The sequence below is a fragment of the Rhizobium sp. Root482 genome (genome assembly GCF_001426565.1).
Lineage (GTDB): Bacteria > Pseudomonadota > Alphaproteobacteria > Rhizobiales > Rhizobiaceae > Pararhizobium.
This window is the reverse complement of sequence record NZ_LMFA01000007.1, coordinates 27,964-53,173: the sequence shown is the minus strand read 5'-3', so window position 1 is coordinate 53,173 and position 25,210 is coordinate 27,964. Positions and strand designations below refer to the sequence as shown.

19 protein-coding genes and 2 pseudogenes are annotated in these 25,210 nt (G+C 57.9%); 15 read left to right on the top strand and 6 right to left on the bottom strand.

The window, feature by feature from the left end; all coding sequences use genetic code 11:
- Window positions 1-119: 119 nt before the first annotated feature.
- The 4 genes from ASD31_RS06595 to ASD31_RS06580 form a co-directional block, all read right to left on the bottom strand.
- Window positions 120-1,949: a hypothetical protein gene (locus ASD31_RS06595; protein ID WP_056331114.1), complete on the bottom strand. Its 1,830-nt coding sequence runs from the start codon at window positions 1,947-1,949 to the stop codon at window positions 120-122.
- Window positions 1,950-2,226: 277 nt separating this feature from the next.
- Window positions 2,227-2,601, bottom strand: a complete 375-nt coding sequence (locus ASD31_RS06590; protein WP_056331111.1) for a hypothetical protein — start codon at window positions 2,599-2,601, stop codon at window positions 2,227-2,229.
- A 105-nt stretch (window positions 2,602-2,706) separates the two neighbouring features.
- Window positions 2,707-3,723, bottom strand: a complete 1,017-nt coding sequence (locus ASD31_RS06585) for a DUF4105 domain-containing protein (protein WP_056331109.1) — start codon at window positions 3,721-3,723, stop codon at window positions 2,707-2,709.
- Between the two features lie 56 nt (window positions 3,724-3,779).
- Window positions 3,780-4,046 (bottom strand): hypothetical protein, encoded by a 267-nt coding sequence (locus ASD31_RS06580; RefSeq protein WP_056331106.1) that lies wholly within the window; start codon window positions 4,044-4,046, stop codon window positions 3,780-3,782.
- Between the two features lie 189 nt (window positions 4,047-4,235).
- On the opposite strand from ASD31_RS06580, the pseudogene ASD31_RS06575 reads away from it, so the two are divergent.
- The 4 genes and pseudogenes from ASD31_RS06575 to ASD31_RS06560 all read left to right on the top strand — a co-directional run bounded on the left by ASD31_RS06575 (window position 4,236) and on the right by ASD31_RS06560 (window position 8,992).
- A pseudogene (locus ASD31_RS06575) lies at window positions 4,236-4,569 on the top strand (DUF2147 domain-containing protein).
- A gap of 118 nt (window positions 4,570-4,687) precedes the next feature.
- A complete protein-coding gene (locus tag ASD31_RS06570) occupies window positions 4,688-5,464 on the top strand; it encodes a hypothetical protein (protein ID WP_056331104.1) in 777 nt (258 codons plus the stop codon).
- 196 nt (window positions 5,465-5,660) lie between these two features.
- A complete protein-coding gene (locus ASD31_RS06565; RefSeq protein ID WP_244483778.1) occupies window positions 5,661-7,169 on the top strand; it encodes a DUF1254 domain-containing protein in 1,509 nt (502 codons plus the stop codon).
- A gap of 854 nt (window positions 7,170-8,023) precedes the next feature.
- On the top strand, window positions 8,024-8,992 hold the full coding sequence (locus tag ASD31_RS06560) for an MBL fold metallo-hydrolase (RefSeq protein ID WP_082520446.1): 969 nt from the start codon (window positions 8,024-8,026) through the stop codon (window positions 8,990-8,992).
- 119 nt (window positions 8,993-9,111) lie between these two features.
- Here the strand turns inward: ASD31_RS06560 and ASD31_RS06555 are convergent, their stop codons facing one another.
- Window positions 9,112-10,308: an adenylate/guanylate cyclase domain-containing protein gene (locus tag ASD31_RS06555; RefSeq protein ID WP_056331099.1), complete on the bottom strand. Its 1,197-nt coding sequence runs from the start codon at window positions 10,306-10,308 to the stop codon at window positions 9,112-9,114.
- A gap of 344 nt (window positions 10,309-10,652) precedes the next feature.
- Here ASD31_RS06555 and ASD31_RS06550 point away from each other — a divergent pair, with 344 nt between their 5' ends.
- Complete coding sequence (locus ASD31_RS06550) at window positions 10,653-11,300, top strand: hypothetical protein (protein WP_056331095.1); 648 nt, start codon at window positions 10,653-10,655, stop codon at window positions 11,298-11,300.
- A gap of 188 nt (window positions 11,301-11,488) precedes the next feature.
- Window positions 11,489-13,081 (top strand): MFS transporter, encoded by a 1,593-nt coding sequence (locus ASD31_RS06545; RefSeq protein ID WP_056331092.1) that lies wholly within the window; start codon window positions 11,489-11,491, stop codon window positions 13,079-13,081.
- Here ASD31_RS06545 and ASD31_RS06540 read toward each other — a convergent pair.
- The gene (locus tag ASD31_RS06540; RefSeq protein ID WP_056331089.1) at window positions 13,078-13,977 is read right to left on the bottom strand and encodes a LysR family transcriptional regulator; all 900 of its coding nucleotides are present in this window, start codon (window positions 13,975-13,977) and stop codon (window positions 13,078-13,080) included. The genes ASD31_RS06545 and ASD31_RS06540 overlap by 4 nt on opposite strands.
- Window positions 13,978-14,109: 132 nt before the next feature.
- Between ASD31_RS06540 and ASD31_RS06535 the strand changes: the two genes are divergently transcribed.
- The 9 genes and pseudogenes from ASD31_RS06535 (at window position 14,110) to ASD31_RS06500 (ending at window position 24,582) form a co-directional block, all read left to right on the top strand.
- Window positions 14,110-15,255, top strand: a complete 1,146-nt coding sequence (locus ASD31_RS06535; protein WP_056331086.1) for an HlyD family secretion protein — start codon at window positions 14,110-14,112, stop codon at window positions 15,253-15,255.
- A gap of 392 nt (window positions 15,256-15,647) precedes the next feature.
- A complete protein-coding gene (locus ASD31_RS06530) occupies window positions 15,648-18,671 on the top strand; it encodes a PAS domain-containing protein (protein ID WP_056331084.1) in 3,024 nt (1,007 codons plus the stop codon).
- Window positions 18,668-19,291 (top strand): annotated as a pseudogene (locus ASD31_RS26215) (response regulator transcription factor); the annotation flags it as partial. The gene ASD31_RS06530 and the pseudogene ASD31_RS26215, both read left to right, overlap by 4 nt.
- An 18-nt stretch (window positions 19,292-19,309) precedes the next feature.
- Complete coding sequence (locus ASD31_RS26670; RefSeq protein ID WP_244483780.1) at window positions 19,310-19,687, top strand: response regulator; 378 nt, start codon at window positions 19,310-19,312, stop codon at window positions 19,685-19,687.
- A gap of 378 nt (window positions 19,688-20,065) precedes the next feature.
- Entirely contained in the window at window positions 20,066-20,503 is a 438-nt protein-coding gene (locus ASD31_RS06520) for a hypothetical protein (protein ID WP_056331081.1), read from the top strand.
- A 441-nt stretch (window positions 20,504-20,944) separates the two neighbouring features.
- Window positions 20,945-21,583: a response regulator transcription factor gene (locus ASD31_RS06515; protein ID WP_056331078.1), complete on the top strand. Its 639-nt coding sequence runs from the start codon at window positions 20,945-20,947 to the stop codon at window positions 21,581-21,583.
- Between the two features lie 186 nt (window positions 21,584-21,769).
- Entirely contained in the window at window positions 21,770-22,531 is a 762-nt protein-coding gene (locus tag ASD31_RS06510; RefSeq protein ID WP_056331075.1) for an SDR family oxidoreductase, read from the top strand.
- A gap of 415 nt (window positions 22,532-22,946) precedes the next feature.
- Window positions 22,947-23,915, top strand: coding sequence for an alpha/beta fold hydrolase (locus ASD31_RS06505; protein WP_056331072.1), 969 nt, complete (start codon window positions 22,947-22,949; stop codon window positions 23,913-23,915).
- A gap of 187 nt (window positions 23,916-24,102) precedes the next feature.
- On the top strand, window positions 24,103-24,582 hold the full coding sequence (locus ASD31_RS06500) for a carboxymuconolactone decarboxylase family protein (protein ID WP_056331069.1): 480 nt from the start codon (window positions 24,103-24,105) through the stop codon (window positions 24,580-24,582).
- Window positions 24,583-25,210 lie beyond the last annotated feature (628 nt).

Sequence of the window (25,210 nt, the reverse complement as noted above, 5' to 3'; positions counted from 1 at the left end):
TGCCTTGTTCCCCGTTCGATCTCCAGGCGGGCGGTGGCACTAGCTTGGGGGCCACCTCGTGCCGGGAGAGTGACGGATTCAGGCGGAAAAGGAACGTATGTTACCGTAGCATACGGCGTTCACTGGCTGTCCGAGGCGTCGGAAAGCCTGAACCCGGTTTCGACATCTGCCACGCTCGGCACAGGCAATCCGACCTTTCTGAGTGCCGCGATGATGCGCATGCTGTCCTGCGGCGGCAGGTTTCTCTTCCGGTTCTCGGCCACGATGTTGGGCAGATAATCGGGGCGCATCTCCATGAAGATTTCGCCTTCGCTCTTTGCCTCCGCAAGCAGCCCGGCCTCGGAATAAATAAACGCCGCAACTCCGTGGAAGAGCGGAAATTTCTGCAGGTCGGCTTTGCGGATCAGCCGCACCGCCGTCTCATGGTCCCGGAGCATGCAGGCGATCAGGGCGCGCGTCCCGAAATAATATCCGGCTCCGCCTGGATTGAGTCTGATCGCACGGTCCAGAAGATCGGCACCACGTTTCCACTGCCCCGAGAACGCGACGCGCGTTCCCAGTTCCCCAAGAAACTCCGTATCGTTCGGGTTGGCGATGAGCGCCTTCTCGCCGACCTCGAATGCTTCCCTCGCCTGGCTGTTGAAGAACAGCGCGGTCATCAGCGCCTGGAGGGCGCGCGTATTGTCGGGTTCGAGCGACACCGCCCGCCGCGCCGTACCGAGCGCACGTTCGATCGCCGGAGCCTGGTCACTCTGCGGATTGAACTCGAACCGGCCCTCGTCGAGATGGACGATCGAGAGCATCGACCAAGCTGTCGCGTAGGCGGGGAAACGCGCCACCGCGCTCTGCAGGCAGTTGCGGGCGATCAGGTGTGCTTCCGGGTTCAGTTCCTCGCGGTACGCGTAGAAACGCAACATGCAATCATGGACGCCAAGATCGTCCGGCGGCGGGTTGGCCGCCAATGATTTGGCGATGACGCCATAAGGCTGGGCGATGGCCGTCGCGACCTTGCTGGCGACATCGGACTGGATGGCGAAAAGTTCGTGCGCGTTCAATTGTTCGTCATAGGTCTGTGCCCACAGGATTGAGCCGTCGGACGTATCGACAAGGCGCGCGGTCACACGGAGCTTATCGCCCCCGACGCGAACTCCGCCTGCGAGAAGGTAGTGCGCGCCCAGTCCCTCGCGCACCTGCGATGCCGCGACGCCGGGAGATAGTGCCTTCGACGTCTCGCGGCCGAAGACTGTAATCTCCTTGAATCGGGGAAGGGCGGTCAGAAGCTCCTCGGTCAGTCCGGCGGCATAAAGTGCGGCCTGCGCGCCGTCGCCGAGGTCCGCGAAGGGCGCGACCACGAGGGTCGGCTCGTCCGGGCTCAGCCTGAGGATCGATTCGTCCCGGCTTTGTGCGCTTGACCGATCTGGGGATGATCCCGTCAGAAAGCCCGCATAATAGCCGAGCCCTGCGCAGAGGAATGCGACGAGCATGGCCAGCATGGGACCGCCTGGACGCCATCGGTCGAAAACCCGGTGTCTGATGACAACTTCGTTCGGCTCGTCGCCGACCTCTTCTGTCGATGCGTCATTCCACGTAAAAACTGGCACATAGCCGCCCTTGGGAATGTCAATGCGGATCGGATCGTGCTGGCCTGCGACGAGATAGTAGCGTTCGATGAAACGGCGCAGATGTCCGGCCTCGATTCGGACGACGGGATCGTCCTGAGAAAAGCCCGCGCTTCGGTCGAATACTTCGATGGCGACCGAGTATCCTTTCAGGCGATGACCGCGGCCTTCAAGAGTTTCCTTCGTGACATATTTCAGGAAGGCGGCGCTGCGTCCGCCGCTGGGAAATTCACGGCTGGAAAGGATTCGTTCAAGCTGCGCCATGACCTCTTCACGGGTCGGACATGGACGCTCGACAGTACCGTCCGGCGGATGCGCCGAGGCCTTCATTGTATTCCTCCCCAGCGCCACGAACACGCGCGACGCTGGCGGCTTGTATTGGAGCCCCTGATGCAACCTACTTCCCGCGGAACATTTCGTCTACATTCGAGAGATGCTTTTCGCGGCCGGGGGTGACTTTGTCGGGACGACGTTCAGGTAAGGGCGCGGTGCTCCTTCAGTCAGGGCGGCATGTCCGACGGAAGACTCCGGGCACGCGTCGGGCTACGGCCGCTTTGTTTGCCAACGCTGTCGCCGTCGTAAATCCCACCCCGGTGCCACAGCCCTACTATCGCGGGCAGACATCCCAGAAGCCCGTCTTCTTCGTGCTGTCTGTGTAATACCAGCACATGCCGGACTGTGGCAGCGTCCCTGCGACCGAGGCCGCCGCGGCACCTGCGATGAACCCTACGGCAGCCCCTGCGGCTATCGCGCCTCCCGCGGGCCAATTACGGCGAGGGTTGACGACGACGACGCCGCGCATGGTTGGCGGGCGGCGCACGGCGACAGCGCCGCGATCGCCGACGGCCGCACATCCTCTGGCTCCGCAGCCAGCTACCGCACGGCGGGCTTCGGCCTCGGTCGGCACAAGCAATGGGGCGGCCATCATCATTAAGAGGGCTGTGGCCGCGGCGGCTTCCTTAAAGAGCTTGATCAGCTTCATGGTTTCCGTCCTGGTTGAGGGTGTGGGGGAAACTTCGCCTGGCGAATTCCTGACAAGACGCACCATGCCTCAACCACCGCTATCTCCGCAGTATGTTACTGTAGGTTACGGGGTAGCGACGGCGGTCGGGGATGGAACGCCAAAACGGATTGCCCTGGAAAATTCGGGCGACAGACCATCCGCCTGCGCCCTCTCATCGATTTTGGCAATCTCCCGCAACCGGGCAAGCGGCATCGACGTATCGATCGCTCCCCGGTCATAGGCATAGTCGGGAAGATAGCCGTTGACGATCAGCCGCCAGTCGAACGGCACCTTGTCTCCGGCGACCCGCATCAATTTGGCGACGCTCGTCGTGCAGTTCGTCGTGATCGAGTTGTAGAACCGCGGGGTCTTGGCAAGGGCGTTGGCCTCGGCGACGTATTCGAGCAGCAGTTTTCGTGCCTGCTCGGGACTCGCTCTCAGGCGATAGATTTGGACGTCTTCGCCACGCATGTTGGAGCGGACGCCGACGACGTCGCGTTCGTCCGCGGCGAGGATCACGAGCGGGTCGTTCTTGAAAAGATCGGCAAGGGGAGAGAACGCGCCCCCGGCCTTGTGGCGTACCTCGATCGACCAGGGGAGTTGTTCGCCGCCTTCGAAACCGAAGCTGAAGATGACATGCGCGATCTTTGGCCCTGCCCAGTACGACATGAACAGGTCGACCGTTTTAACCTTGCTCACATCGTAGGTCCGGGTCGTCCAACGCTCCGTAAAGTCGGCATTGCTTCGCCACGCAAAGTCCCTGACATCGGTCAAAGTCAACGAATTCCCGTTTATGCTACCCGTGACCTGCCGGGCGACGTCCGGTGACCATGCAGCGCTCGCTTCCGGCTTGATCGAACCCCACCACACGATGATCAGGGCGAACACGACCGTGAACGAAAGGATGGCCCTTATGCGCAGCCGACTTGTAAGCGCCGCCACGATGAAGAGACCGAAGACGAGAAATACTCCAGCGCCAATTGCCCGTCCGGCACCGGGCAGGGGCAGGCGATACCATAGAGCCAGAGAACCCCAGGCGGTCACAACCACAACGATCAGGGCGACCGCGAGGATTAGGACGAACGCGATTGGTCGCGGCATGTTGTTCCCTTTTTCTGTAGTCGCCACAGGGCAGCAATCACGCCGTGATCCTGCATTCACCGGGAAACGGGGAATGGCACGATCTTGGCCAAGCTCAGCATGACGCCGATTTCCTTGCTAAGGCCATCCATGAGTTCGAGCGCCTCGGCGTACCGTTCGTCTCGCTCCGGAGCAGTAGACGATTTCCATTTCTGCACGAGATCGTCCGCGATTGAAAAGTCGTTACACAGCTCTCGAAAGCTCTCGTCGCGGGAGGCAAGCGCATCGATTTCGATCGCCTGCTTGGGAAACCAATGCTTGGCGAACCCGATGTCGTCTTCCATTCATTCGCCTCCACGGCAGGCGAAGTGACGAGTTTCCGGTCATCCGCTCATTGTCACTGAATGGCACAGAATCCGGGCGAAACCACGTAGGTTACAGTAACATACTGCGAGTTTCTTGCGGTCTGCAGCGCATATGTGGTCCATTCGGACATCGGTCCGTGAGCGGACCCGCCATGCGAGGACGTTCCTGTGAAGACTATCGTGATTTCCGTTACGGCTCTGTTGATCCTGGCCGGATTAGCGAGCGCAGCCGATCCAATTGTCGGGAATTGGAAGACGACGCTCGGCGACACGGCCGCCATCGAGCCTTGCGGCAGTGGGTTCTGCATCACGCTCACGAGCGGCAAGCACTCGGGCGAAAAGATAGGCGCGTTCCGGTAGCGGTGGCAGATATTCCGGCGAGATCACTGATCCCGACGCGAAGAAGACCTATAACGGTAGCATCAGCGTCTCAGGCGACACGGTTACCCTCAAGGGGTGCGTAATGAAGGTGGTATGCGAGTCGCAGAAATGGACACGTTAATAGTCGGCTGTGACAGTGGTTACAGTAATATACGGGCGTTTATGCCAGCTTCCGGCATTCTCGTACCGGGAATGAGTTCCTGCGAATGCCGGAACACGTGAGATCGGGGATTGCTCGCATGATCAAAATGAAAAGCGCATATTGCGGGTTGGCTCTGGCTTTTGCATCTGCACCTGCGGCCGCAGCCGACATGACGCAACCTCGCCCTGTTGTCGTCGAGAGCGGCTGGAACTACCAGGTCACGCTCGACGGCTGGTTGGCGGGGTTGAACGGCGACGTCGCGGTGCGTGGCCTTCCCGCCGCGGCGGTTGACGTATCGCCTTTGGAGGTGCTCGAGGACCTGGACGGTGTGTTCGCCGCATCGTTTCAAGCCGTCGGTGATAGCTGGCTTCTCTATACGGACTTCATGTGGGCCAAGATTTCGACTGACGCCGATGTCGGGCCGTTCGGCGGAACCGCTGACTTCGAGCAGACGCAGATCGTCGCGACAGCGCTGGTCGGCTACGAGATCCCGATCAACGTGGAGAACATGCAACTCTACGCGACGGGCGGCCTTCGCTACCAGCATAACAGGGTGCAAGTCGACTTCGATCCAGTTTTCTTTCCGGCAGTCAGCCGCAGCAGCTCGCAAAGCTGGGTCGATCCAATTGTCGGCCTGACTATGCACTATGACATCACCGACAAATGGTTCGTGGACGTCATGGGCGACGTCGGCGGCTTCGGCGTCGCTTCGGACATCACGCTGCAGGGAACGGCTGTGGTCGGCTACAACTGGACTGACACAATCGCCACGTCGTTCGGCTACAAGGCGCTTTATACAGACTTCCAAGATGGCGGCTTCCGCTATGACGCCACCCAGCACGGTATCTTCACGCGACTGGCGGTGAAGTTCTAACTACCTCTTCGGCTTGCTGAAGTCCGTATGCTACGGACCGTGTAACCGTAACATACTTCCTTTCGCGCCGCGGAAGCGCAACAGATGTCCGCTTCGTACGTCACCCCCCTCCGGTGTGACGCGCCGGCCTATTCGGACGATATCTTATCTTCGAAAAATCTGACTCTCGTAAAGGAACCCCACAATGATTTTATCAATGAAAAACTTGCTTGGAGCGGCATCAGTGCTGGTGCTTCTTGCCGGGATCGCGCACGGGCAGACGGCACCGAAAATGGAGATGACGACGCCGATACCCGGTGCCATCGTCACGCCGGAGAGTGTGGACACCAGGATTGGTAAACTGAACTTCTTCGACGGCTTCCCGGACGACGCCACGTCGGAGAAGATTTACGACAATCTCGATTTCATGCGCGGCGTCGATGCCTTTCTCAACGCCATGCCCGGCGCATCCGTCGAAGCCATGCGGGTTGGCCTTGCCAGTCAGGGGGCCGACAATAACCAGACCATCCTGATCTTCGAAGACCTCATGGACTCGCATTCGCTGTTCCTGACCGGGAACACCGAAAGCATCTACAATCTGATGTGGCTGGACACCAAGGCCGGCCCGCTGGTCATCGAGACGCCGCCCAACATCCTCGGCATGATCGACGATCACTGGTTCCAATATGTCGGCGATGTCGGCAATGCCGGCCCCGACAAGGGCAAGGGTGGAAAATACCTGCTTTTGCCGCCTGGTTATGAGGGCGAGGTCCCCGAGGGCTATTTCGTGCTTCGAACCTCGACCTACGGAAACCTGTTCTTCTGGCGCGGCTTCCTCGAGAATGGCAGCACCGCGACAGCGGTCGAAAACACCAGGAAGTTCGCCAAGGTCTACCCGCTGTCGGAGGCCGGCAACCCGCCGCCGATGAAGATCGTCAACGTCTCGGGCAAGGAGTTCAACACCATCCATGCCAATGATTTTCACTTCTACGAGGAAGTGAACGACATCGTCCAGTACGAGCCGAACGAGGCTTACCACCCGGAAGTCTTGGGGCAACTCGCCGCCATCGGCATCGAAAAGGGCAAGCCCTTCGCACCCGACGAGCGGATGAAGAAGATTCTCACCGAAGCGGTGGCCGTCGGCAACGCGACAGCGCGCACCATCACTTTCAAGACCCGGATGAAAGACGCCTATTATTATCCGGACAGTGCCTGGTTCACCGGCTTTGTCGGCGGTAGCTACGAGTTCCTATCGCAGCCGGGCGTTCGCTATCTCGATGCCCGCGTCCTGTTCCACTACTACGCAACGGGCATCACGCCGGCCATGGCGATCAAGCGCGTCGGCATCGGTTCGCAATATGCCGGGGCCACGACGGACAAAAATCGCAAGCCTCTCGATGGCAGCAAGACCTATAAAATACACCTGCCGCCGAATATTCCGGCAAAGGAATTCTGGTCGTTCGTCGTCTACGACAATCAGACGCGTTCGATGCTGCAGACGGACCAGAAATTTCCGAGCATCGGCAGCGACAAGAAAGACATTGTCGTCAATGCCGACGGTTCGGTCGATGTCTGGTTTGGCCCGACAGCGCCAGAAGGACATGAAGCCAACTGGGTCCAGACGGTTCCCGGCAAGGGCTGGAATGTCCTTCTTCGCCTGTATGGCCCGCTGGAGTCATGGTTCGACAAGTCCTGGAAGCCGGGCGAGTTCGAATCCGTCGAGTGACAACAGAAGACGGTGAATAAACTGATCGGCACGTAGACGCTCGTCCATGTTGATCTGCCTACACAATCGATCCGGCTCGCATGTCGGATCGGCATCAGAGGGGGCATTTACCGCCGTATTTGAAAGCGGCGTCGGAGTTAAACCTGAGGGCGGGCTGGGTCAAGTTTACACTTCCGACATGCTTCGGAGACCGTCAAAGAATCGCTGGAAGACGTCTTCCGCGTTGGGCGCAAAGCAGAGTCGCTGACAGCTTCGTAAACGGAATAGAGACCGGCCTTCTTGCCGTCCGGAAGACGCATGTTGTTTATTCTGCCGAGGACATCGAATTTCTCGGCTATTGGACACCCGTGGTCAGATAGATACCTGCAAGAGGCGGTCCAATGTCAACAACCTTAGGCGTCGAATTCGGCCCGGCGTCGGAACGGCTGCTTGCTGCTGAGTTAATGCGAAAGCCGCTTGTCCGCTGACGGCCCAAATGCAGTCGGTCATGAAGGTTGTGCCTGACTAGGCGGGACAATCTTTCAGAGAGCAGAAAATCAACTACCGGGTCGTCAGTTCACATTCCTTCAAGGCGGACGATATGGGTGCCTCGGGCCCAATGGGCCCCTTGAAGATTTCTATTGTCCGGTAGCGACGGGTGGCGGGAAATCAACCGATTTTACAGCCATGACTCCTAAACCTAAGTTTGGATTACCGGCGCTGGAGGGCGGCTGTAGTGTTGTGGAGAGCCGCCCAAGAAGCGCTCGAAAATATCCGGAAACATCGGTTCGAGCGTCGGTCCGTGATCGTATGCGATATTGGCGTACCATCGAATGGGCAGTGACGGTTCGTGTCCAACAACACAGGAGTGCGTCATGCCGCAGTCAGCAACAAAAGCCCGTACCTTGGCTCCGCAGGAGACAAGGATTCCTTCGGAAAACGCTTTTCACCCCGGTAAACCGGGTACCGAAGAGCTGGTTCCATCGCGCTATGCGCTACGGATCGGCGAGATCGACGTGATGATCATCAGTGATGGGGTGCTACCGCTCCCAACTCAGATGCTGGGACACAATGCCGATCCCGCAGTCCGGGCGTCATGGATGGAAAACATGTTCCTGCCGGCGGATGCTTTCGACTGGCCGCTGAATGCGGTGGTGGTGCGTAGCGGTGAGCAGACCATACTTCTCGACGCCGGGCTCGGCCTGGACCCGGATCTGAACTTGCCGCGGGCCGGGCAGCTGGTCCAGCGGCTGGCGGCCGCCGACATCGATCTTGCATCCGTGACCGACCTTGTGCTCACGCACTTGCATATGGACCATATCGGTGGGCTTGTCGTCGAGGGGGTGAAGGAGAAGCTGCGTCCGGACTTGCGGATCCACGTCGCAACGGCGGAGGCAGAATTCTGGGAATCCCCCGATTTTTCCCACACCCAGATGCCACAGGGTTTCCCGGACGCACTTCGGGCGACCGCCAAGAAGTTCTTGTGCGAGTATCGCGGCTATCTTCGGCTGTTCGACGAGGAGTGCCAGGTTGCGCCGGGTGTGGTTGCCCGTCGCACGGGTGGGCATACCCCCGGCCATTGTGTGATCCGCGTAGCGTCGGGAAACGATGCGCTGACGTTCGCCGGTGACGCGGTATTTGCCGTCGGCTTCGACCAGCCGGACTGGCACAACGGGTTCGAGCACGACCCCGAAGAGGCGGCTCGCGTCCGGATCGATCTTTTGCGGCAGTTGGCGGCGAGCGGTGAACTCCTGGTGGCCACTCACCTGCCGTTCCCCTCCATCGGCCGGGTGGCCGTCGCCGGCGAAGCCTTTCGTTGGGTGCCGGTTTTCTGGGACTACTGACCAACTGCCGGGTTAGGCGCATCAGGGAGCCTACGCATTGTGTCGATGCCTAGGCTCCCTCGACGCTGTTCTGTCGAAATCAGCCCGGAAATCCGGTTCAAGGCTAATTCCGCTCTACTCTATATACGGGGGGCCGCTGATGGACCGTCCGGGGAGATCGTCCGGAGAGCGTGAACTTCCATGGCATGATCGAACCCCGAAAGAGTGTGAAATCCCAGGCATTCCGTTTTCTCAAAGCAATCGGCGGCCCTGACAAAATCATTGGAGATCAAGACGGGGCGATGGAGTTTCTTCGTCAACGCTTCCAGTCTGGACGCCAGATTCACGGCCGGTCCGATCACGGTAAAATCAAGCCTCCGCTTTGATCCGATATTGCCATACATGACCTCGCCGACATGAATGCCGGTCCCAAATCGAATTTGATAGCTCGACGATTCCCTTCGCGAGGCCGCGTCATGGGCTTCAAAGACCGCGCTCAACAAGCGATCGCACGCATTCGGACGGTCCAATGGAAAAACCGCAAGGAGACCGTCGCCGATGAATTTCAGAATCTCGCCTCCGTGCTTCTCGATCGGATCGGCGATGAGATCGAAATACGCGTTGAGAATGTCGATGACCTCATCGCGGTGGCGACGATCTGCAAGTTGAGTGAAATTCCTCAAGTCGCACATCATGACCGCTGCGTTTACGGTGACACCGCTTCCGCGCGTTGTCGCGCCATCCAAAATTTGCTCGCTGGCGTGAGGACCGACATAGGTCTGCAAAAGCGTACGCGCAAGTTGGTCCTTCACGCGGATTTCGGTCACCAGGGAAAACAGCGGGAGTACTTCACGGATAAGCGCGATTTCGCTGTCCTTGAACCCTCCCTTGCGGTCTGTGGCGAAGGTGATGAGATGTCGTCGGCCTTGCGTATGATCGAGAGGCCATGCGGCATAGTCAGTGTGCCCCTGCTGTCTCAGTTCCTCGTAGACAGGAAAAATGTGAGCTCCGCAGATCTGGATCTTTTGCCGGACATTTTTGCCGGTTTGGATCACAAGGTGAAATGGACTTCGCAAGAAGGCATCGGTTGCTTCAACGTCGTAGGCTACCGTGTGAACCTCCGCTTCCGTCTGGCCTCGCGCCCAGATTATTCGCGTGCCAAGCCATTGAGGGTGATGAACCCGAAAATGCAGGGAGCATCGACTGAGTGAGACGCCGCAATCAGTGAGCCGGTTGCAGAATTCGAAAAATATCCGCTCAGCTGTCGGCTCTTCACGAAGACCGGTAGACAGCCACTGGAAAAGAGCAGGCCGTTTTTGGTTGTCCTTGTCGGTCATTTTTGTCCTTCAAGCATCGTGACTAACAGCATTCAAGGCCGACAGCTTGCAGAGGACCAACCCCAAGAGCGCGGATGGGGCCGCGACAGGGCGCCGTTCGCCTCGAGCACGCTTCCATCTGCGTCCCATCTCGAAAGTACCAGGAATCAAAACCCAATGCCCGCCGATACCGGGCTCGGTCCGCTTCCCGATAATATCCATCCTTGCTCCTATTCACGTCAATGCAAACCAAAGTCTGGCTGGTTGCGTGCCGGCTTTGCGCCAATATGCCCGTATCCCGGATTTCCCGACGAGCCGGGCGCATCAGCTCTGAAACGAGATAATCGCAAGCAAGGGGTTTGAATATGCACACGGCAAATATACGAATAGTTGCAGGCATCGTCGTTCCCCATACGCGCATAGTCGATCGGGCGATCAACCATGCGCGTGAGACCTGTGAGCCTTATCTGTTCAATCACGTCATGCGATCCTGGTTGTTTGCAGCCAGGATCGCCGCACTACAGAATACTGCACATGACGAAGAAGTCGTCGCCATCGGCACGCTGCTGCACGACACCACCCTCAATGACAGATTTGTAGGCCCGCGTCGGTTCGAGGTGGAAGCCGCCGATCTGGCGCGAGATTTTGCAACGAAAGCGGGGTTCGACAGGCATCGTGCCCAATTGATTTGGGATAGCGTTGCGCTGAACTCGACACCATCGATCGGGCTTTACAAGGAACCGGAGGTCGCTCTTTGTACCGCCGGCATCTGTTTCGACGTCGTGGGTCTGAAATACAGCCTTATCCCATCATCCGAAGTGAAGGCGATCATCGCCGAATTTCCTCGGCTCGAGATGAAGAGGAGAATGACCGACTGTTTTTGCCATATCGCGAAAACGCAGCCGGAGACGACCTATGACAACTTTGTGCGGGATTTCGGCGAACGTCTGGTGTCTGGCTATACGCCCATTTCATCGGTCGACTTCGTCGCTGCCGCTCCCTTCGATGAGTAGGGCATGCGTAGGCGTCGGTCGAAACTCGATGACTGCGCGCCTCCATGGAGTTCGATCTCACACTCAAACTGTATAATCCTTTCCCGATTTCCGAGCTTATCAACTGACCGCGGCCACGGCATGTTTTCCTCAGCTTCCAGCCGAAGGTCAGGCAATGGCAAAGGTGCCTTGTTTGCATGGGGACTGTTATGAAAGACGCTGCAGATCGCTCAGAATACATCGCACGTGTTTGTCTCCTGCTTGGGGCATCTCTGGCTGCCCTGACCGAAGCGATCGCAGGCACGGTCCTGTCGTTCGCCCGCCTGGACATGATGGGCGACATTGCTGCGACCTCCGATGAATTTGCGCGGATAGATTATGGTTATACCGCCGCGAAGCTCCTTGCATTTGTCGTGGCCGCGGGGCTGGCCGGCAGCTTTCCTCTTGGGCTCTCGCTGGCTGCGGTGACGATAATAATGACTGTCACATCGGGGCTTGCGGCTCTTACCGATGATCTGAACACGCTTTTCGCATTGCGCCTTCTCCAGGGGTTCGTGGGCGGGATGATACTCGTCAACGCGCAGTCGCTGCTGCTGAAGTCGTTTGGCTGGCCGAGCCAACCCCTGGTCCAGAGCGTTTTTGCCGTCGCGGCCGTCGTTGCACCCGCAACACTTGTCCCTTACGCCCACGGCTGGCTGTTGGATAGCCATTCCTGGACGTGGATATTCCTTGCCATTGTTCCGATTGGACTGGCCGCTCTCGCATTTCTGAAATTCGGATTGTCGTTCAAGGAGGAAATTCCGCAATCCGTCAGGATGAATTGGCCGTCTCTCGCCTTGTTCATGATCGCAGTGACATCGCTGACCTATGTTTTGAATCAGGGCAACCGCTGGGATTGGTTCGAAGAACCTTCGATTGTCGCGCTTGCGCTCGTCGGCATTCTCGCGCTCGCCGGTTCTCTCGCCTGTCAGTTCCTCGGCAATCAGGATCGGCGCCTGATGGATGTCTCGGTCTTCATGAATGGTGGATTCAGCTTTGGCTTTCTTGCGAGTTTCGCAGCAGGCTTCGCGCTGCTCGGCAGCAGCTACCTGATCCCATCCTTTGCCATTTCGGTGCTTCGGATGACGCCGACGCAGGCTGGGGCGCTGTTGTTGCCGAGCACGGCCGCATTTATCACGACGCTCTTCTTCACTGCGTTCATCATCAGACGCGGCGCCTCGCCAGCACACACCATTCCCCTTGGTATCCTGGGTCTCATGCTGTCCATGTGGATGCTATCGGGCTCGACCAGCGAGAGCGGCATACCGGATATGGCGGCCGGTGTTCTCGTTCGTGGATGTGCGCTCGGTTTTCTGTTCCTCTCGATCACTCTCATAACGATGTCGGGGCTGCAAGGTTCGTCCGTTGTCGTCGGTGTCGCCCTGTTTAATCTCGGGAGGCAGACCGGGGGTCTTATCGGGATATCGTTCCTGCAGACCTTCGTGGAGAATCAGAGCGCGCTGAACCGCGCCGTGCTCGCCGCCTATATCACGCCAGGACGTCCGGACGTGATCGACCGGTTGTTGAGCGTCGCGCATTATCTCTCGGCCCACGGACTAGCGGCGGGGGCCAACAAGGCGTCGGCGCTTCTCATCGGCAAGGCCGTTGCTGTGCAATCGATGACGATCGCGTTCAATTCGGCCTTTTTCTCGGTGGCGCTCTTCTTTCTGCTGGCCGCGCCGATACTGATCGTTTCGAAGGTCATGGTCGGAAAGCTAATCGCAAGGCGACTGCGGACCTTAGCTCGCGTTGCAGGAACTTAAGCCATCCACTTCCGGTGCTCGGAAAAACGCTCGACGAGCAGATCGATGAACAGTCTGACTTTGGTTGGAAGGTGATTGCGTTCGGGAAACAAGACGTCAATGGAAAATTCGACGCCGCGATAATTGGGCATGTTGGAGACCAGACGGCCCGCTTTGAGATCGCCGAAGACGAGGAAGCTTGGCGCCAGGAACATGCCACGCCCGTCGATCGCCAGTTCTCTGAGCGCCTGGGCGCTGTCGGAGACGACGTTGCCGTCGATCTTGACCTGTTCCTGGACACCCGCGGCATTTTCGAAGTGCCACGACGTGCCATAGGCATAGTGCGAATATTGTAGGCAATTATGGCCCGCCAGATCGCTCGGCCGCTCGGGTGCTGGATGGGATTTGAGGTAGGCCGGCGAGCAGACAACGAAGTGCCGCCAAGGCGTCAGCTTGCGCGCGATCAGCCGGGAATCTCTTAGCGTCGTTCGAATAAAGAGGTCGTAACCCTCTTCGATCATGTCGATCATCCGTTCACCGGTATCCAACTCGATCACCACGGCCGGATACTGCTGCATGTACTCGCTCATCAGGGGGACCAGGAAAGGTGCGATCGCCGTGCTTGTGTAGATTTTGAGTTTCCCCCGCGGGGTGGATACCAGTGCGGCTGCGAACAGGTCCGCTTCTTGGAGGTCGGCCAGGATTTGAGAGGAGCGATCGTAATAAAACTTTCCCGTTTCGGTCAGGCTGACTTTGCGGGTCGTACGGTTCAGCAGTCGAACGCCCAAGCGGCTCTCAAGCGATTGTATGTGGTTGGCGACCATTGTCGTCGACATGTTCATGCGCCGTCCGGCAGCAGAAAATCCGCCGCATTCAACAACTTGACCAAAAACTGTCAGGCTTGTGATCCGATCCATGGCTCCTCCTGATTATGCTCTCATAGTTTATGATCTTCACATAATTTTCAAGATTATCAGATCTGGGACGAAGGTGCATTCTCGTTCTTGCACACTAAAACGCGCCCTTTTGGCTGTAGAGAAGGAAAAGCAATGGTCGAGTTGTCGCGCAATCACACCCTCGAGGTTGTCCCAAGGCCGCAGGTAGAAAAGGTCGCCGACCAGCCCAGTGCGTCGGTTGTGGACGGTAAAGGCGCAGGACATACCATCAAACGCGGCATCATTGCTTTGGTGGTGCTCGTCGGTGCGGCGTATGCTGCCGATTACAGTTATGATTACTGGATGGTCGGCCGCTTTGTCGAGATGACGGATAATGCCTACGTCAAAGCCGACTTCACGGCTGTCGCCCCCAAGATCCCGGGCTACATCAAGGAAGTCCTTGTAAGGGACAACGAAACGGTGAAGGCGGGTCAGGTTCTGGCGCGCATCGACGACAGGGATTTCCAAACCGCATTGAGGCAGGCGAAAGCGGATGTGAAGGCAAGCCAGGCGGTCATTGCCAATATCGATGCGCAAATCGCTCTCCAAGAATCGGTCATTCTCCAGGCAACGGCCTCGCTGGATGTCTCGAAGGCGTCTTACAAATACGCTCACCTGGATGCCGTGCGCTCGGTGCGTCTGATTTCCAGCGGCGCAGGCAGCCAGTCTCGTGCAGAACAGAGCCAGTCGCTCCGCGAGCAGGCGTCAGCCGCGGTCGAGCGCGATGAGGCTGGTCTTGTTGCAGCCCGTAACAAGGTTCCTGTCTTGGCAACTCAGCGCGATCAGGCTGTGGCCCAACGCGACAAGGCGGCCGCCGCGCTTGCCCAGGCCGAGCTGAACCTGTCCTACACTGCGATCGTGTCGGCCGTGGACGGGACCGTTGGTGCCCGAACCATCCGTGTCGGCCAGCTTGTTGCGGCGGGAACGCAGCTCATGGCAGTCGTTCCTCTGGACGCCGTCTATGTCGTGGCCAACTACAAGGAAACCCAGCTCACCGACATACGGCCCGGCCAATCGGCTGAAATCGAAGTGGACGGTTTGCCCGGTTTGAAGATCAGAGGCCATGTGGACAGCATCTCTCCTGCCAGCGGACTCGATTTCTCCCTGATCCCGCCGGACAATGCCACAGGCAACTTCACGAAGATTGTTCAACGCATCCCCGTAAAGATCGCAATCGACGATACGGGCGTAATCGGGGCGCTGCGGTCGGGGATGTCGGTCGAATCCTCAATCGATACTCAAGCGGACGGCTCTCTGTGAAATGACGGATTGCAGCAGCGCGTGATGTTGAGCGTTCGCCGAGATTGCACGCCGACCTCGTTTCATCGTGATCTTCTTGGAAGGAGGCCCGCGTGGGCCGGCGGGTCCATGAAAAGGGGTGATTGCCGGCGCACCCGGGTGAACGGCGGGAAGTCCGCACGCGGATGGTGAAAAAGCTTTCACGACATTGGGCGGCTTCTCCACTCCGGAGGTTTAGTCAAGGCTATACTGAAATACAGGTTAGATAACCGCCCACTTGTCATAGATTTCCATAGGGTGCGGTGAACGCACGCTAAGATTAGGATAGTGCTGCTACCTCACCAGTCCGGGTACCAGGACAAGTGCTACATTGAGCGCTGACAGTGGCTTTCCTCATCTCGCAGGAGAAGGCAATGACTAAGGCGTTCAATTTACCTGGCGAAATCGAGGTCGAAACACTGCAGGCGGTGCGAATCATCGAGAGCGTGATAGGCAACGCATGGGCGGCCGATGCAGCTGGAAGAATCACCTATGTCAGCCCCACTGTCCTGTCGCGGCTCGGTATGACGCTTGAGGAATTCAATTCGCCAACGGATGACGGACTCTCCGGCTGGAGACGAATGATCCATCCGGACGATTATCGGATCGTCATTTCCACATGGCGTCGCTGCTTGCAAACGGGCGACCACTTCAATGTCGAGCATCGTGTGCTGCGCCCTAGCGATGCCTACGGTTGGAGCCGAAGTTCGGCACAGCCGATGCGCGATTGCGACGGTCACATCCTGGGCTGGTACGGCACCGTTATCGATGGTGATACCTCCGTTGCCAGCGAGAGGTTTGCCAATGTCGCAAGTGCTGCACTTGAGCAATATGGCGCCTCGGATCTGCCGAACTCGCTGAGCCTAGTTCACCCTGATGACCGGACCACAGCTGCCCATGCGGCCGCCCGCGCTTTTTGGACCGGTGTTCCTCAGGTCACGAGACATCGCCAACTTCAGGTTGACGGCAGTTACCGCTGGACGGAGACCCGTTCGGAGCCGGGTTACAGTGTCAGCGTCGATATCGACGATCTGGCAACGGACAGGAACCCGCGGGCTGGAACAGCCGAGCAACTGTCGGGCGAAAACGAAGAACCACTCCGCTCTGCAAGGGCTGTCGAAAGCATTTTCGGGAATGGCTGGGCATTCGATACTGCGGGTCGCTTCATCTATCTACATCCGTTTGCGCAGAATTCCCTTGGGGTGACGCTGGAGGAACTCAACGCTTCCGTGACGGAGGGGCATACCGCGTGGAAGATCTTGCTTCACCCGGACGACTATGACCGGACTGCCTCTATGTGGCGCCACTGCCTTGAGACAGGTGATGATTTCAATGTTGAATTCCGATTTCGGCGGGTAAGCGGAAACTATGTCTGGGCCCGAACGGCAGCACGGCCGGCGCGCGACAGTCAAGGTCGCATTGCGGGCTGGTTCGGCATCGCACTTGATATCGACGTTTACAAGAAAACGGTGGACGCCTTGCGCGGCCGTGAGCGTGAACTCTCGCAGCTGGTAGACATGGTTCCCGTTCAGATCAGGCGTCTGACAGCCGAAGGCGAACCCGTTTTCTTCAACAGGCGCTTGCTCGATTTTTACGGTTTTACTGACATGACGCAATTGGACCGGCCGGACATTGATCGCCTGGCAGTTGCCATGAGGGAACTCGTTCATCCCGAGGACTCGGAAGGCCTCCTGGGGGCAATTCACCACTCGATGGCGACAGGCGAACCCTACGCCATGAAGTATCGCCTGCGGCGAGCGGACGGCGCATTCCGTTGGGTTGACGGACGCGGAGAGCCGTTGCGCGATCAAGCTGGAGGCATTTCGCAATGGTATGCAATCTCGATCGACATCGATGACGAGATGCGTGCGCAGGAAGCCCTGCGCGACCGCGAGCGTGAGCTCTCGCAACTAGTCGATATGGTTCCAAGCCTGCTCTGGCGGCTGAATCCGGATGGCAAGCCGACCTTTTTCAACAAACGCCTGATAATGTTTCTTGGCCTAGGCGGCGGCGCGGATCTTGGGGGCGCAGGCCGCCTGACGGACGCTCTTTGGTCGGCACTTCATCCCGACGACGCGTCCGGACTCAATGAAGCACTCAAGCGTTCGCTTGCCAGCGGCGAAAGCTTTTCGGAAAAATTCCGTCTGCGGCGCGCCGATGGCATTTATCGCTGGGTGGAAAGTAGCGCTGAGCCGTTGCGTGATGAAAATGGCCGGATCGTGCAATGGTATGGCCTGTCGCATGACATCGACGATCAGCTAAGCGTCGAAGATGCGCTGCGAGAACGAGAGCGTTCGCTCTGGCAGCTCGTGGAAACCTTGCCCGCGCTGATCGACTGCGCTGCGCCAAATGGCGAGCCGGTTTATCGCAGCCAGCAGCTTCGCGAGTTTCTCGGCTACAACCTTGAAGAATTGGATGGTGGCGGAAAGTCCCGGTTGAATGGCACGCTTGAAGCCGGCGTTCATCCCGATGACCTGGCGGCGGTCAAGGAACACTATGCTCATTGTCTGGCCACCGGCGAGCCCTATGCGCGAAAGCATCGACTGCGGCGTTTCGACGGTGAATATCGCTGGGTCGAGACGCGCGCCGCTGCAATGCGAGACCAGGAGGGGGCCATCGTCCAATGGAACGTCATTTGCATGGACATTGACGGTGAGGTCCGGGCACAGGAGCAACTTCGTTTGGCCCAGGAAAGTCTTTCCAGAGCCAGTCAGGCCGCAAGTCTGTCGGAATTGTCGGCCTCCATCGCCCATGAGGTCAACCAGCCTCTGGCGGCCATCGTTGCCAATTCCAACGCATGCCATCGCTGGCTGTCCGCCGAGCCACCGAATGTGGAGCGGGCGAAGATCACCGCCGAGCGCATTATCCGTAATGCCAACTCGGCGGCCGATGTTGTCAGCCGCATACGAGCGCTGTTCAGGCAGCATGTCGAGCCGAGGGGCAATACCGAGCTTACCAGCGTGATTGGCGAAGCGCGTAGCCTTATCGCCGAGGAAGCATTGCGGCGCCGTATTCGCATAGATGTTGATATCGAGCGCAATATTCCGCCTGTCGCTTTGGATCGTGTGCATATCCAGCAGGTTCTGGTGAACCTTATCAGGAACGGCATGGATGCAATGGACGCGGTTGCCAGCGAACGGGTTGTCGCCGTGCGGGTTCATACCGCCGGCAACATGATCAGAACCGAAATCAGTGATCGCGGCACAGGCGTCGAGTTTCCGGATAGAATTTTCGAGCCTTTCTTCACGACGAAAGCCAATGGGATGGGCATGGGCCTGGCGATATGCCGTTCCATCATTGAATCGCACGGAGGACGATTGTGGGCGGAGAAGAACAAGCCGAGTGGGGCAATATTCCTGTTCACGCTGCCGGTTGAAATGGAAGCGGCGGCATCATGACGGACGAGCAGATTGTTTTCATTGTCGATGATGACGAGCGGATTCGAAAAGCCCTGTGCGAGCTTCTGGCTTCTCACGGGATACAGGCAATCGCATTCGGGTCCGCCGGGAATTATGTCGATGCAGACAAGCCGGATGCGCCTGCCTGTTTGATACTCGATATCGAGTTGCCGGATATCAACGGTCTCGATCTGCAGAGGGAATTCATTGAGGGGGAGCACCCGCCGATCGTTTTCATAACCGGCCATGGCGACATTCGCTCCTCGGTACGCGCAATCAAATACGGCGCTGTGGATTTTCTGACCAAACCTTTCACCGACGCAGATCTGATGAGTGCCATCCACGCGGCAATCGCGCAGGATCGACAGAAGAGAGCCGAGCGCGCCGAGTTCAGCCTGTTGAAGCGTGGCTATCTTGAGCTCACTCCGCGCGAAAGGGAGGTTCTGCCGCTGGTGGTGAGCGGACTTCTCAACAAGCAGGCCGCTGCCCAGCTGGGAATCAGCGAGGTTACCCTGCAAATTCATCGACGCAATGTGATGCAAAAAATGGAGGCGGCTTCCCTTGCTGATCTGGTTCGTATTGCGGAACGGCTGGAAGTACCCGTCACCCACTCTCGCAGAAGCCTAGCCAGGTCCAAAGTGAGCAAACATAGAAAGGTCGTCGCGATCGTCGATGATGATCTGGGGTTGCTTGAATCGCTGGAAGACCTTTTTGAATCCGCCGGATATTCGGCGCGCAGCTTTTCATCGGCTGGATCACTCCTTTCTAGCGGGCTCTCGGGGCTTGATGTCCTGATCACGGATATTGGTATGCCCGACATGGATGGCTTCGAACTCCGCGATATCGCGAAAAAGCTGCGTCCGAGTCTGCCGGTTTTCCTGATAACCGGCCGTCACGAGATTGCAGATCAGGGCATAAGCGGTTGCTTCCGCAAACCGTTCGACGCGCAGGCTATGCTCACGGCTGTCGCCGACGCCTTACGTGATCGAGGCGCAGAGGGCCGTTGTGACAACTGATCCGATTCTTTAGCAAGTGACGAAACAGAGCCGGCACTCGTCCCTGTTGTCTAGGAAGATACTTCCCGTTCCGGGAGCGTTGCACGTCATCATGGTTTCGCATCCGGGCGCAGTTTCCAGGCTCATCGAAGAGGCGGCCTTGTCTAAGTGATCTGCTCTTCAACCGGTGCCGGGCAGTCTGGCGCTGGTATCAGCGAGCGATCCACGGTTTGAAGTTGCATTGCAGCGGGTTTATCCCGGGTCGTTCCTCGATCGCCTTGGCAGGTCGTTTTCGGATGCCCTCCGAAATCTCCACAGACTTCCTAAACCTTGGTTTGGGAAGTCTCGACCAAACGGCGGTGTTACGCTGATGCTTTCTCGAAAAGCAGGAGATGGAAAATGCGAGCCCTGAAATACGCTGTCTTCGTTATGGTCTGGTTCAATGTTGCGCTTGCCGCGTGGCTGGCGCTTTACATGCTCTATGACCCAGAAGGATGGTATTACTTTGTGCCCGGCGTAACCGATACGGGCTTCTACAATCAGCATTTTATTCGCGACATCGGCATCATCCAGGGCTTCGTCGCCCTCGCATTTGCGATCGGCTGGTTCAGGCCCGATCGACGTCTTGAACTCTGGACGGTCGGCACTCTCTGGCTGACCGCACACGCCCTCTTTCATCTCTGGGAAGTGGCGGTCGGAATATGTTCCTCTTCCGTTATCTTGCGAGATTTTCCGGCGGTCAGCTTGCCGGCGATCTTCGGCATCGCCGTGACGGCCTGGGCCTGCAGTCGCGGGGAGGAGCGTGTTGCTCTGCTAGAGGTAAATGACGCCGCCTAGGATTCGATGGTTGACATCAAAAAGGGCGGTGCCACGTCGCGCCGCCCTTTCATCTGTTGTGTGAGCAATGGCGTTGCGCCGGTCGGATGTTTAAGTGACAATCGCCCTTGAGGGGGCCGCGGAACGAGCGCTTTCCGAAGATGGCGCCAGTCTTGCCGATCAAAGCTATTCTCACGCCGGCTCCCCTGAAACAGCATGCCGACAATACCAATGCGATGCCCTTGTCGCTGGAGATCATGAAGACATGCCCTCGCGTATAGTGTGTTCTACACCAAGGTCTACCGTCACCCGCGACCTATTCCGTGATAGATATTGCTCCGTCGGCACGGCGGCGATCGCAATCGGTTCAGCGCATGCGAGTTCAAGCTGTCGGCCGCGTAATGCGCCATAACTTCAATATATGTCCGGCGTTTTCGCGCGATAGAAATTGAGGCAAATCCAATGCAGCACGCCCAAATCAAGGCGGATGACGCCGTCGAGCCTATTGTTTATGTCGTAGACGATGATGAGGAAATGCGGGAATCGTTGCTTGATCTGTTCATGGTCACAAAGAAGCGGGCGACTGCATTCTCCAACGGCCCGGAATTCCTGGAATCGGCTGATATTCGTGCACCGGGTTGCCTGGTCCTTGATCTCAGAATGCCGGGCGGAACAGGGCTGGATCTGCAGCAGCATCTCACCCTCGCCGGCAGTCGAATGCCCGTCATATTTCTAACGGGGCATGCCGACATTCCGACGAGTGTCAGGGCAATGAAGGCGGGGGCTACCGATTTTATAACCAAGCCTTTCGCCAGCCAGGATCTTCTCGATGCTGTAGATCGTGCCATAAATCTGGACTTCGAACGGCGAAAGATTGACGCGGAGCGGGACGGAATCCAATCGCTTGTCGATACTCTCACCCGTCGGGAGCGGGAAGTGATGTATGCGGTGGTCAGTGGACTTATGAACAAGCAGGTCGCCTATCAGCTTGGTATCAGCGAAATGACCGTGAAGCTCCATCGCATGAGCGTGATGCGCAAAATGCAGAGCCGGTCGCTCGCAGACCTGGTTCGGAAGGTCGAGCATCTTCAGCGCGATTAAACGCTGCGATTGGGCAAACCATGGCGTCCGGGATGAGATCGCTCCATGGACCGGGAATAGGCCGCATTTCCCAGGAATGGCGCCCCCAACCTAGGTTTATCTATTCACCAGATAGAAATCCCGTAGCGTTGCGTCACGCCTTCCGTGGCCAATCGATTTCACCAGCACAACCTCAAGGAGCGAACAATGAAGATCGTCGTTATTGGCGGAACCGGGCTGATCGGTTCCAAATTGGTGAAGCGGCTTCAGGCCAGGGGGCATGAGGTCATTGCAGCATCGCCGGCATCCGGTGTGGATACAGTCACCGGCGAGGGGCTCGCCGAGGTGATGGCTGGCGCGCACATCGTTGTGGACGTTGCCAATTCTCCGTCCTTCGAAGACAAGGCGGTCATGGATTTCTTCGAGACATCCGGACGCAACCTGATGTCGGCCGAAGCTGCGGCCGGCGTGAAACATCACGTGGCGCTGTCCGTCGTCGGCACCGACCGACTTCAGGAAAGCGGATATTTTCGCGCAAAGCTGGCTCAGGAAAAAATCATCAGGGGGGCGAAGATTCCTTACACCCTGGTGCATTCGACGCAGTTTTTCGAGTTCATGTTCGGGATCGCCCAATCCGGCGTCGAAGGCGATAAGGTTCACCTCTCTCCGGCCATGATGCAGCCGATCCTGTCCGATGACGTGGCCGACGCTCTCGCTGATCTGGTCCTCGGCAAGCCCCTCAACGCCGTGGTCGAAATTGCAGGTCCGGAGCCCATCAAGATCGCGGATGCGGTCACGAAATATCTGCGCCAGATCGGGGACAACCGAGACATCGTCGTTGACAGCCAGACGCGATATTTCGGCGCGCGTCTTGACGATGCGACCCTGATGCCATCTGCGGGCGTGCATGTCGGGAAAGTTGCGTTTTCGGAATGGGTAAAGACGGCTACCCCGCCGCCGGCGCGTTGACAAATACAGCCGGAGCCGATCGCGGCTCCGGCATCTGCAGGATGTCCATAATGCGGCCCTAACTGAAGGCTGTCGGCGAACAGATGTTCGCAGCGCCTGTTTGAACGGCGCGGATGAAAGCAATCCAATCCAATTACGGCAGTCGCCGGAACCTGCATTGCCGCACATCTCCAAAATCAAATTTCCGGCACTCGGATTCCGTCTGCAGCTCGCCGCTGCACGAGTTGGTATCGCGCTGTCCGTGCCGGGGACGGGCGGGTCGCGTTCGACGAAGTATATATTTGGCAAACGAACGTATAGCTACTGCATTCAAGTAAGATTGCTAACTTAATAAATCTTAACATAAGGCCTATCGAAATTATACGCTGGGTCTTCTTGGGAATATTTCCAATATTTTCTCAAACAGGAGACGACTATGATTCTGCTTTCCACTGCGTCCACCCGGCGCGATATGATGACGGCAACCCTGGGGCTCGCCACCGCTACGGCGGCTGTCAGCACCGTGTCCGCGAAGACCAGGAACGTCGCCGCGGCGACGGACGATCAGCATGCCGGCAGCTACATCACGTCGAAAGATGGCACGGAGATCTTCTACAAGGATTGGGGATCCAAGAGCGCCCAGCCGATCGTGTTCCATCATGGCTGGCCCCTCAGCGGCGACGATTGGGACGCCCAAATGCTTTTCTTTCTTGGCAAGGGTTTTCGCGTTATCGCGCATGATCGCCGCGGCCACGGCCGCTCGGCCCAGGTAAGCGACGGTCATGATATGGATCACTATGCGGCAGATGTCGCCGCGGTCGTGGAGCATCTTGGCTTGGTCAACGCAGTTCACATCGGTCATTCGACGGGTGGGGGTGAGGCGGCCCGCTATGTGGCTCGCCATGGAAAAGAGCGGGTTTCCAAGCTCGTTCTCATCGGCGCTGTCCCACCCGTCATGGTCAAGTCGGAAGCGAACCCCGGGGGCCTGCCCATCGAGGTTTTTGATGGGTTCCGAAGCGCTCTGGCGGCCAATCGCTCCCAGTTCTATCTGGATGTCGCCGGCGGCCCGTTCTTTGGTTTCAACCGTGATGGAGCGAAACGTTCCGAAGCGATGATCCAGAATTGGTGGCGCCAGGGCATGACCGGCGCTGCGAACGCCCATTACCTCGGGATCAAGGCGTTCTCCGAAACGGACTTTACCGAAGATCTGAAGCTGATCGACGCACCGACCCTCGTGCTCCATGGTGACGACGACCAGGTCGTTCCCGTCGCAGACTCGGCGCCTCTTTCGGCAAAGCTCCTGAAAAATGCGACATTGAAGATCTACAAGGGTTTTCCCCACGGGATGGCGACGACCCACGCCGACATCATCAATGACGATCTCTTGCAGTTCATCACGGGATGATCGGAAGGAGGGGGCAGCACCCCCCTCCTTCACTTTGGGATGATCCTGACCAAGACCCCTTGAATGGCGAACAACCAAACAGACATCTAGCTATTCGCTTAAGGAGGTCTTCGTCACGATCTGTTTGTTCCACGCCAGGTTCGCCTTTGCGTGGCTAGTTTCAATTCTCAGCAAAGGATGACGGACAATGACCCAACGCCTCAATTACGCTCAACTCTCGCCTGACCTCTTTAAATCTCTGATGACACTGAGCGGCGAAGCAAAGAAAGGCACTGTGGAGCAATCGATACTCGATCTGGTCGATATTCGCGCTTCGCAGATCAACGGCTGCACCTTCTGCCTCGACATGCACACCAAGGAAGCAACAATCCACGGGGAACGTCCGTTGCGCCTTTACCATATCGCCTCCTGGCGGGACTCGCCGCTTTTTTCGCCCCGGGAGCGTGCGGCTCTTGCATGGACCGAAGCCCTGACGAAGCTCCCCGAGGGCGGTGTATCCGATGAACTCTATGAACGGGTTCGGGGACAGTTGTCCGAGAAGGAAATTTCCGATCTCACCTTCCAGGTCATGGTGATCAATGCATGGAACCGCGTCAGCATCGCGGTCAAAGCGGTGCCCGGCTCTGCCGACAAGGCTTACGGCCTCGACAAGGCCCAACTGCAGTAGCAGTTCCAGAGGCGGCTGATCACTTGTCGCCAATATTGGCCGCCGCTTCCAAGCGCGCGATATCGATAGCGAATTCGACCGAGGTGGGTCGCATTGCCCGCCCCGGAATATTTGACTAACCGATGATGTCGTTAAATTCAGAATGCCGAGACATATCTCGACATGAATCCGATAGCGCTTGATCCGTCAAATCTTTCCCGGCACTGCACCCTCAGGCGGGCGCCTCCAGGCTATCGGGCGGCCGGAGGGCTTGGCCGCATTCCGGATCTTCAGATTGTCGCGGTTCGCGGGGTCCACGGGGCTGGTGGGCCTTGCCTGTCACCGCCTCCGTAAACGAAAAAGGAGGGGTCGTTGCCGGAAGCAAACGACCCCTCGAGTATGCCGGCATCGACGGTTGCACCACGTGGGAGGGACATCGCGGCACACGATCATCACTGTGGGGAGGGGGTCAGCACGTGATGATGAACGGAAATCTACGCCTTCTTTATCATCTGTGCCACTATACACGTGTTTAGATCGGTCGCCTCTTCCATGTCTCCAAGACCGAATGTCTCCGATTGAAAATATGTTTATTACAAATCGAGGGTGCTGGATTTGGCCAAATCCGTGAACAATCGAGTTCATTTTC

Coding starts and splice junctions, on each gene's coding strand:
- ASD31_RS06570 (WP_056331104.1), top strand. CDS start 4,688: ATGATCAAAATGAAAAGCGCATATTGCGGGTTGGCTCTGGCTTTTGCA.
- ASD31_RS06560 (WP_082520446.1), top strand. CDS start 8,024: ATGCCGCAGTCAGCAACAAAAGCCCGTACCTTGGCTCCGCAGGAGACA.
- ASD31_RS06565 (WP_244483778.1), top strand. CDS start 5,661: ATGAAAAACTTGCTTGGAGCGGCATCAGTGCTGGTGCTTCTTGCCGGG.
- ASD31_RS06550 (WP_056331095.1), top strand. CDS start 10,653: ATGCACACGGCAAATATACGAATAGTTGCAGGCATCGTCGTTCCCCAT.
- ASD31_RS06505 (WP_056331072.1), top strand. CDS start 22,947: ATGATTCTGCTTTCCACTGCGTCCACCCGGCGCGATATGATGACGGCA.
- ASD31_RS06500 (WP_056331069.1), top strand. CDS start 24,103: ATGACCCAACGCCTCAATTACGCTCAACTCTCGCCTGACCTCTTTAAA.
- ASD31_RS06515 (WP_056331078.1), top strand. CDS start 20,945: ATGCAGCACGCCCAAATCAAGGCGGATGACGCCGTCGAGCCTATTGTT.
- ASD31_RS06545 (WP_056331092.1), top strand. CDS start 11,489: ATGAAAGACGCTGCAGATCGCTCAGAATACATCGCACGTGTTTGTCTC.
- ASD31_RS06555 (WP_056331099.1), bottom strand. CDS start 10,308: ATGACCGACAAGGACAACCAAAAACGGCCTGCTCTTTTCCAGTGGCTG.
- ASD31_RS06595 (WP_056331114.1), bottom strand. CDS start 1,949: ATGAAGGCCTCGGCGCATCCGCCGGACGGTACTGTCGAGCGTCCATGT.
- ASD31_RS06585 (WP_056331109.1), bottom strand. CDS start 3,723: ATGCCGCGACCAATCGCGTTCGTCCTAATCCTCGCGGTCGCCCTGATC.
- ASD31_RS06530 (WP_056331084.1), top strand. CDS start 15,648: ATGACTAAGGCGTTCAATTTACCTGGCGAAATCGAGGTCGAAACACTG.
- ASD31_RS06535 (WP_056331086.1), top strand. CDS start 14,110: ATGGTCGAGTTGTCGCGCAATCACACCCTCGAGGTTGTCCCAAGGCCG.
- ASD31_RS06590 (WP_056331111.1), bottom strand. CDS start 2,601: ATGAAGCTGATCAAGCTCTTTAAGGAAGCCGCCGCGGCCACAGCCCTC.
- ASD31_RS06540 (WP_056331089.1), bottom strand. CDS start 13,977: ATGGATCGGATCACAAGCCTGACAGTTTTTGGTCAAGTTGTTGAATGC.
- ASD31_RS06510 (WP_056331075.1), top strand. CDS start 21,770: ATGAAGATCGTCGTTATTGGCGGAACCGGGCTGATCGGTTCCAAATTG.
- ASD31_RS06580 (WP_056331106.1), bottom strand. CDS start 4,046: ATGGAAGACGACATCGGGTTCGCCAAGCATTGGTTTCCCAAGCAGGCG.
- ASD31_RS06520 (WP_056331081.1), top strand. CDS start 20,066: ATGCGAGCCCTGAAATACGCTGTCTTCGTTATGGTCTGGTTCAATGTT.